This window comes from Streptomyces sp. NPDC048361 (assembly GCF_040651795.1).
GTDB lineage: Bacteria > Actinomycetota > Actinomycetes > Streptomycetales > Streptomycetaceae > Streptomyces.
The window spans coordinates 146608-155000 of sequence record NZ_JBEZKW010000011.1 but is presented as its reverse complement, the minus strand read 5'-3'; the positions used below and the strand labels follow the sequence as shown (position 1 = coordinate 155000).

Genomic DNA, 8393 nt, shown 5'->3' with positions numbered 1-8393 from the left:
ACTCACCCTCTCGGGCTTTCCTCCGGGCGCTTCCCTTCGGTATTTCGTGTTTCCGACTCTATCAGACTCTTTCGTGTCCGATTCCCCGTCGGAGCGGGGCTTGCCTTCCCGGCTGTTAGGCCGTTCCGACGTCCCGAACTCTAGCTGATTTCGCCGGCGGATTCATAATCGAGTCTTCCGGTTCGACGAGAATTGAATTCGGCATGCCGAATAAGCCCTCGTCGAGGGATCGTGCTGAGTTGGGTGGCCGCAGAAGCTGCGGCGGACGGTCGGTCACAGAACCATTCCGGCTCTGTGGCAACCCGGGAAACGTTACGCCTGTGCTCACCTCGAGTCAACTTGACCGTCAACCCCGCGCTGCCGGGGGTTGTAGCGTGCCACCGTGACCTTGATCCTCGAACCCGACACCGCTGTCGCGCACGCCTGGTGGTGGCGTACCGGAGACAGTTCCCCCGATCCGGCCGACCTGGCCCTGCTCAGTGAAGGCGAGCGGGAGAGGGCCGCCAAGATCGTGCATCCGCCGACCGCCGTGGGCTTCGTCGCGGGGCGCGCCGCGAGCCGGCGGATCCTCTCGGAGCTGCTCGGTGTGGCTCCGGCGCGGATAGGCCTCGGGCGCAGGCCCTGCCCCGGGTGCGGCGATCCACTCCACGGCCCGCCCGCCGTGCTCTATCCGCAGTCGCCGTTGTGGATCAGCATCTCGCACACCAACGGGTGCGGCATGCTCGCCGTGGCCCGCGTTCCGGTGGGGGTGGATGTCGAGGGCGTACGGGATTTCCCGGTCGAGGAGCTGGCGGGGTCCGCCCTGACCGAGTCCGAAAGCAGGGTCGTGCTCGGCGCCCCCGAAGGGCCGGACCGCACCCGCGCCTTCCTGCGCTCCTGGACCCGCAAGGAAGCCGTCCTCAAGGCGGTCGGCGTGGGAATCACGACCGATCTCCGGGCTGTCGAGACCCGGCCGGAGAGCGCGGGCCCCGTCGTCGTGGCCGCCGGAGTGCCGGGCACGCCTGGGTCCTGGACGGTGACGGACCTCGCGGTTCCCGACGCCTGGGCTGCGGCCATCTCCGTACCCGCGGGATCGGACGGCAGGCACCCTGAGATCCATCTGCGAGAGCACGCGTAGGGACTCCGCCTGCGATGCCGCCCTCTCGCTTACCCGGGGAGGGTCGGGAGGGGGCCGGTGTGCGCGCTCCCGGTGCCCCTCGTCGCCGATCCGCGCCACCGGACAGCGGTGGCGACCCCGAAGATCTGCCGGGTCATCACGTCGCGTCGAGGCAGTGGCACTCCGCGGCGCACGCACGCTGGACGAGGATCCGGCCAATCGGCCATGTTTCTTTGACGCGAGTGGAGTTGCGCGCTGCCTGCCGCGCCGGGCACCGAAAGGTTTCCGCGGCCCGTCAGGTTTCGGCCAACGTTCGGCGAGGCCCCCTTTCCAAGCGGCGGGGAGGGGAAACTTGGCCGGTCTCACGTGCTGTGAGGGAGATCGGGGGAGCACCATGGATCCGGTGACAGCTGTCGCGGCTGCGAGCGTCGCGCTCGTGGTCAAGGGGGCCCTTGAGGCCGCCGCGCAAGAGGCCGGGCGGTCCGGTTGGAGTGGCGGGGCCAGACTCATGGCCCGGCTGCGTGCGCGGTTCGGAGGGGACCGCGCTGCGGAGCTCGCTCTCGACCGTGTGACGCGCGCGCCGAACGATGAGGAGTCCCGTCAGGAGCTGGAGCGGATTCTCGCCGCGCACATGCTTCGCGACCCGGCGTTCGAGGCCGATGTCCGGCGACTGGTCGACGAGGCGGCCGCCGCCATGGGGCGCGGTGGGCCGCAGGTCACCGCAGCGCTGATCAAGAACGCACAGGTGTTCAACGAGAAGGTCGAAGTGCAGGGGGACTGGAACGTGTCCTGACAGTCGGCGGCGCTGTGCCGTCCCTGTCGCCGGTCGATCCGGACACGGTCGGCAGGCTCGGCGGGACGTCCGGTTGGAGGATCGAAGGGGCGTCCGGCCGGAGGTCGGCTGCGGGGTGCTGCCTCAGCGGACCTCTTCGGACGCAGACCTTCTGCCCGGTCGGCCGCGCTCGCGCGCTACCGGCAGGACGCTTCCCCGGTGGGGGTGCTATCCGGTCGCACGGCCATCTGATGCCCGCTGTGCCACGCAGTGCCTCCCGCAGTGGCCGTGGAGCTCGTGGTGCCCGTAGTGCTCGTGTGGTCGCCACGCGGTCCGGCTTGCTCGTCGCCTTCCATCCGATCGTTCCGTATCTCCTGATCATCCCCTTTCTCCTGATCAACCCGTTCGTCGACGGGCACCTGCCGGTGCCGTTCCCCTTGTCCGTCCTGTTTGTCTTGTCTGTCCTGTCTGTTCAGCCCGGAAGACCGAGTGCCATGAGCGAGGAATCCCTGACGGAAACGCCGGAGACCGGCCCTGAGAGCCCGGGTCCCGGCCCGGCGGCCTCCGCGGCCAAACCCGCGCCGGAAGACGAGCACCGGAGCGACAGGTCCGAGCAGGACGGCCCGGTCAGTGAGTCCGATGCCCTGCGCAACCTGACCCAGAGCACGTCGGACGCCGACGCGGAACGGTCCGAGGCGCTACGGGCGGGCGCCATCGCCGACCTCATCGCGCAGCGTCTCAACGACGACGCCTCCGGGACCCGGATCGGCACGCTCGCGCTGTTCAACGAAACGGTCAGCTTCGGCGGCGGGTTCAACACCACGGGCAGCGGGCGCCGTGCGCCGGGGCCCCGCGGTGTGCCGACGCTCGCGCTGGATCCGTCCGAGATCGCCGGCCACACCGACCTTTTCGTCCAGCCCACGGGGTACGGCGACGCGCTCGGCGTCCTCTGCGAGGAACGGCTGCTCGTGCTGACCGGCGCCCCCGGGAGCGGGCGCGAGGCCACCGCGGTGAATCTGCTCGGGGAAGCTCTCGCGCTGAACGGCGGCGGGGCCTGCCACCGGCTGCTCGACCCGACGGTGCTGTTCGAGTCCGACTGGGAGCCGCCGCAGAAGAACACTGGGTACCTGGTGAGCCTTGAGGACGGGCCCGCGGGCGTGACGGGCTTCGCCGACGCCCTGCGCCGACTGCCGTCCGTGGTGGCCGCGTTGCGCGCCGGCGGTGGACTGGTGGTGCTCACCGGCGGGCACGACCTCACCCTGGTGCTGCGGGGGCCCGGCGGCGCGGCGATCGCCACGCACGCCCTGCGGCCCGCCGACCCGCTGGCCGTCCTCGAACGGCGCGTCCTGGGACATGCGGAGGACCCGGAGGCGCGGGCGGAGTTGCACGCGCTCCTCGAATCCACGGGCGCGGCACGCGCGTTGCGGGAGCAGCCCGCGGCCCGGCACGCCGCGCGGCTCGCCTCCGTGATCCGGGCCGGCGGCGACGTGGCTGCCGAGGCGGCGGCGCTGCGCGACCCGAGCGATCAGGTACGCACCTGGTTCGACCGCTACCGCGAGCCGGAGGCACTGGCCTTCGCGCTGGCGTCCGCCACCCTTGAGGGCAGTGGCTACCTCACCGTCTCGGAGGCGGCGGTCAGGCTCTGCGCCTCCCTGACACCGCCCGAACCCGCCGCGCCCGATCTGCGGTTCAGGGACCGTGTCGGGTACGAGCAGCAGTGGATCCGGCTCGTCCCCGACGGCTCCGGGCCACCACGGGTGCGCTTTCGCAGCGCTCTGCTCGGCCAGGTCATCCTGCGGTACGCGTGGACCAGTCTCGACGGGTGGCGTGAAGCTGTCCTCGCGTGGATGCGCCAGCTGTTGAGCCACAGCGATCTGGAGGTACGCGCGCGGGCCGCGGTCGCCGCCGGAGTGCTCGCGTCGGCGGATCACCACTACGCCGTCCACCGCTTCCTCACCTCCTGGGCGGGCGCCGCCTCCTGGCCGCTGCGGCAGGCCGCCGCCACCGCCCTCGGGGTGTCCGGGAGCCGCCCCGAGACGTCCGACGCCGTCTGGGAACTCCTTGACGGCTGGGCGCGCGGCGGCAGTTCGGCGCAGCAGCGCAGGCTCGCCGGGACGGCGGCGAACGCCGTGGGCGGAATCCTCGGCCGGGAGGCGCCCGAGCGGGCCGTCGCCGTGCTGCGCGCCGCCCTGGACCGCGGTGACGACTGGGGCACTCTGCCGTCGGTCGCCTGGGGCGGTGTCCACCTCATCCACCAGGGGCAGACCGGCGCGCTTCTCGACGCCTATTTGGAGTGGTCCGAGCCGCAGGACCTCTCCCCCATGGTCGTCAAGTCCCTGTCCGCCTTCGTCTTCGCGGCGACCCGGCCGTACGAGCGGATGGCGGACGGTCCGGTCGGCGGCGTACCCGGCGTGCCGCTGCTCCTGAGCGGGCTTCCCCGGCACGGCGACCGGCTCGCGGAGTTGTGGGCGCGGGCGCTGGCGCGCCGCCCGCTCCAGGAGACCGCGCTGGAAGCCCTGCGCGAGTGGATCGACACCTACTGCGACAGGTGCCCGGGTTCCCTGGACGCCTTGGGGTCGCTTCTCGTCGAGGTGGCCCGCAGGCCCGGATCGCACCGCCAACGGCTGCTGTGGTGGCTGGACAAGTGGCAGCGCAGCCGGGAGCGGCCGTCGAAGAACGCGGCGGTCCTGCACCAGCGGCTCGCGCGCGCCGCATGAGCACACCCCATCGAGCGCGCCGCATGAGCACACCCCATCGAGCGCGCCGCATGAGCACACCCCACACAGGACGAGCCGGGAGGAGCACAGTGGAGGCACAGACCTACGATCCGGTGCTGCGCAGCGAGGATCTGCCCAAGTGGCGTCTGACGAGTCCGGTGCGGCCGCCCGACCCCGGCCGTGCCCTGGTTCTGGTGCGGGACAGCGGGCCCTCCCTGACGGTCCGCAGTGGTGAGGAGATCCCCTCGTCCCGCTTCGGCGCGTACAGCGGCATGTACACGATCGACATGGCCGAGCACCGGCTGCTGCTCGACATTCCCCTGCTCAGCCGCGACCCGACGTTCTCCTTCCGCAGCCGGGTCGATCTGGTGTGCCGGGTCGCGGACCCGGCGAAGGTCGTCTCGCGCGGCATCCGGGACATGAGCGGCGCGCTCTACGGCTATCTGCGCAAGTCGCTGCGCTCGGTGGCCCGCGACTACGACATTGCCGAGTTCCACCAGGCCGAGCAGGCGTTGAACGCGGCGCTCGCGGGTTTCACGGGGGACGACGCGATCCGGCTGCGCAACATCCAGGTCGAACTCCTCGTCGACGAGGACGAAATCATCGGCAGCGGGCGTGAGTTCCGCGATGTGGAGCGGGAGACGCGGCTGGCGGGGATGCGGCGCAGGCGCCATCTGGACATGATCCGCGAGGAGGGCGTCGACGGTCTGATCGCGGAGATCATGGAGCGGGAGGGGCCGCGGGCGGCGCTCGCCTGGATCGAAAAGGGCGAGGCCGAGAAGCGGGAGGTGCGGCGCGAGGTGATGCGCATGGTCCTGGAACGCGGCGACGCCGACCGGGAGCCGTTCGAGCAGGCCGAGCTCGAACGTGCCGTCCTCGACGAGGTTCTGCGCGAGGGCGACGGCCTCTTCGAGAAGGCGACCCGTTCGGGCCGGCTGCGCGGGACCCTGGCGCGCGCTCTGGAAACGGATGCGGCGGACGACGACCGGGTGCCGCTCAAGGGTGAGGTCCTTCGGGAGGAGGGCGCTTCCCGGCGGGCCCGCGCGGACCGCGGGCCGGGGATGAGCGGGGCGGCGGCCCCGGCCGGGCCCGGGTCGCCGCGGAGAGAGAGCCGCTCCGGTTCCTCACCGGCTCCCGCCGGTCCCCCGGCGCCGCCCGAGGACGAACCGCTGCCCGGCGTCGCGGATCGCCGCGCACGGGTCGTCGACGAGCACTGGCCCGCTGCCTCCGGCCCCTCCGCGGGCTCGGGGCCGCGCTCGGGCAGCGCGGCGGCGCCGCCGCGATCGTCCGCGGGCGGCGAGGCCGCGGCGCCCACCGGTCGTGCCGAAGGGGGCTCTTCCCCCGCCGCGGCGCCCCGTATCAGCCGCGTGCGCGGCACCGCCAAGCGCGGGACTCCAGGAAAGGACGGGCAGCGGTGATGAGCGACCACGAGCCCTGGCACGCCGTGCCCGCCCGGCGCCACGACGCGTCGCCCTTGTCGACAGCGGGGGCTCAAGTGCCGCTGGGAAAGCACCGGTTGGCGCCCGCGCCCGACCGGCAGCCGACGGCTGCCCCCGATGCCGGCGGGGTGGTCCCCGCCGACCCGGAAGGCCCCTGGCCGCGGCCGGTGGCGCCGGGGACCTGGGTGGCTCCCGGTGGCCGGGGGTGGGTGCGCGCGTTCACCGTGTGGAGCGAGCGGGTGCCGGAGCGCGGTGAGGACGCGGAGCCGTTCGTCGCCCACCACTGGGAGACCCGCCAGGGGCTGCTCGCCGTGTTCGACGGTTCGGGCGGCGCGGGCTCCGCGCCCGCCTGGCAGAGCCCGGCCGGCTCACCGCGTACCGGGGCCTGGGTCGGCGCGCGGGTGGCCCGCCTCGCCACGGACTGCTGGTTCCGCGAGGTGGCCCTCGACGCCGAACAGGCCGAACCCGAGAGCCTGCACGGCTATCTGGAGTACTTCCTGTCCAAGGCGCCGCAACGGCGCAGCAAGATCGGCGGCACCATGCGCCGCCAGCTGCCCACCACCCTCGCCGGAGTGCACTACCGCTTGCGGGACGACGAGTCCGTGGAGCTCCAGCCGTTGTGGGCGGGCGACTCGCGCGCCTACACCCTGCATCCGCGCGACGGGCTGCAGGTGCTCACCCGCGACCACACGCGCGAGAGCGATGCGCTCGAGTTGTTGCGCAGCGATCCTCCGATGACCAACCTGGTCTGCGCGGACCGGGCGTTCGTGGTCGACGCGCAGCGCCTCGCTCCCTTCCCCCTGCCCCTCGTTCTGGTCGCCGCGACGGACGGTTTCTTCGGTTACGTCAACACGCCGGGCGACTTCGAGGCGGTGCTGCTCGAAACCCTGCAACGGGCGGCGGACGAGCAGGAGTGGGCCGACCTGGTCTGCCGCGAGGTGCGGGGCTACACGGCGGACGATGCCTCGCTGGCCCTGGTGGCACTGGGGCACCAGAGCTTCGCCGCCCTGCGCGACCTGTACGCGCCGCGCCTCGTGGAGCTGAGGGACCGGCTGGGCCGTAACCGGCCCCGTGCTCTTGACCGGTCGCCCCGCGCCGTCGAGGGCGGGGCGCACGTGCCGGAGGACCCGGCGCAGCTGGGCAGCCGCGTCCGCGCCTGGCAGGACCAGAGCTGGCACGCCTACCGCGGCGCCTACGAGACCTATCTGCCGGCTTCATCCGAGGAGCACGCGTGAAACAGGGCGACACGATCGGCGGCTACCGCATCGTCACGGACCCCACCAACGCCAATGGCGGGAAATGCATCTGGGCCTTCGCGGAGAAGGACGGCGCGCCGTACTTCATCAAGCAGTTCCTGGAACCCAAGCGGCCTCGCGACGACGCCCGCGAGTCCCCGAGCCTGGAGATCCGCCGCAGGCTTGCTCAAGAGTTCGAGGAGCGCCATCACACGATCATGAAGCGGCTGCGCCCGGACGCGCGCGGCGGCGGCAACATCGTCCTGGCCAAGGACTTCTTCCACGAGGGCAGTACGTACTACAAGGTCACGGAGCGCATCGACACCTCCACCCTGGAGAAGCCCCAGGCGCTCGAACCGCGGCAGAAGATGGTGCTGCTCAAGACGCTGGGCAACAGTCTCAAGCAGCTCCACGACATCGACGTCGTGCACGGCGACCTCAAGCCGCTGAACGTGCTGGTACAGAAGCGTGACGGGGCCGCCTTCCACGCGGCGAAGCTGATCGACTTCGACGACTCCTATGTGTCGGGGAGCCCGCCGGAGCCCGAGGACATCTCGGGTGATTCCCTCTACGGCTCCCCGGAGTGGCGCCGCTACCTCCAGCGCGACGCGTCGCCGGGCGAACTCACCTGCGCCGTCGACATCTTCGCGCTCGGCCTCATGACGCATCTGTATCTGGTGGGTGAACTCCCTTACTACGAGAGCAGGTTCGGCTCTCCTGCCGACGCCGTGAACGGCGGCGACGAGCTGGCCCTCAGCGCGCGGCTCTCCGACCAGATGCTCGGCCTGCTCCGCCGGATGACGGCAGGCGACGCCGGCAGCCGGCCACGGATCTCCGCGTTTCTCGCGGCGCTCTCCGACCCGAAGGTGTGCGCACTGCAGCACCGCCGCCCGGGCACGTCCGCGCCGAAGGCGGCGTCCGCCAAGGGGCCCGGTCCTGCGGCTGCGGCGGCCGAAGGACGTACGAGCCGTATCCGCACCAACCTCACCTCCAGGACGCCGCCCGCGCCGCCCACGCCGGCGGACACCACGGCTCCGGAGCCCGCCCCCGCGCCGGCGCCCGACGTGCCGGGACCGCGGTCCTCCCGCGTCCGTATCAACCTGGGCGATCGCGCCCGCCGCTCGCCGTGACCGC

General features: G+C 72.2%; 6 protein-coding genes. All 6 read left to right on the top strand.

Annotated features, from left to right (window positions below; translation table 11 throughout):
• Positions 1 to 382 precede the first annotated feature (382 nt).
• The 6 genes from AB0D31_RS09140 (at position 383) to AB0D31_RS09115 (ending at position 8389) form a co-directional block, all read left to right on the top strand.
• Complete coding sequence (locus AB0D31_RS09140) at positions 383 to 1117, top strand: 4'-phosphopantetheinyl transferase superfamily protein (protein WP_362719149.1); 735 nt, start codon at positions 383 to 385, stop codon at positions 1115 to 1117.
• A 373-nt stretch (positions 1118 to 1490) separates the two neighbouring features.
• The gene (locus AB0D31_RS09135; protein WP_362719147.1) at positions 1491 to 1889 is read left to right on the top strand and encodes a hypothetical protein; all 399 of its coding nucleotides are present in this window, start codon (positions 1491 to 1493) and stop codon (positions 1887 to 1889) included.
• A 473-nt stretch (positions 1890 to 2362) separates the two neighbouring features.
• Positions 2363 to 4585 (top strand): hypothetical protein, encoded by a 2223-nt coding sequence (locus tag AB0D31_RS09130; protein WP_362719145.1) that lies wholly within the window; start codon positions 2363 to 2365, stop codon positions 4583 to 4585.
• Between the two features lie 89 nt (positions 4586 to 4674).
• Positions 4675 to 6003: a hypothetical protein gene (locus AB0D31_RS09125; RefSeq protein ID WP_362719142.1), complete on the top strand. Its 1329-nt coding sequence runs from the start codon at positions 4675 to 4677 to the stop codon at positions 6001 to 6003.
• Positions 6003 to 7259: a serine/threonine protein phosphatase gene (locus AB0D31_RS09120; RefSeq protein ID WP_362719139.1), complete on the top strand. Its 1257-nt coding sequence runs from the start codon at positions 6003 to 6005 to the stop codon at positions 7257 to 7259. Before AB0D31_RS09125 ends, AB0D31_RS09120 begins: the two co-directional genes overlap by 1 nt.
• Complete coding sequence (locus AB0D31_RS09115) at positions 7256 to 8389, top strand: lipopolysaccharide kinase InaA family protein (protein WP_362719137.1); 1134 nt, start codon at positions 7256 to 7258, stop codon at positions 8387 to 8389. Before AB0D31_RS09120 ends, AB0D31_RS09115 begins: the two co-directional genes overlap by 4 nt.
• Positions 8390 to 8393 lie beyond the last annotated feature (4 nt).

Excerpts from the sequence above, each read along its gene's own strand:
- AB0D31_RS09135 (WP_362719147.1), top strand. The coding sequence starts at position 1,491 with ATGGATCCGGTGACAGCTGTCGCGGCTGCGAGCGTCGCGCTCGTGGTC.
- AB0D31_RS09120 (WP_362719139.1), top strand. The coding sequence starts at position 6,003 with ATGAGCGACCACGAGCCCTGGCACGCCGTGCCCGCCCGGCGCCACGAC.
- AB0D31_RS09130 (WP_362719145.1), top strand. The coding sequence starts at position 2,363 with ATGAGCGAGGAATCCCTGACGGAAACGCCGGAGACCGGCCCTGAGAGC.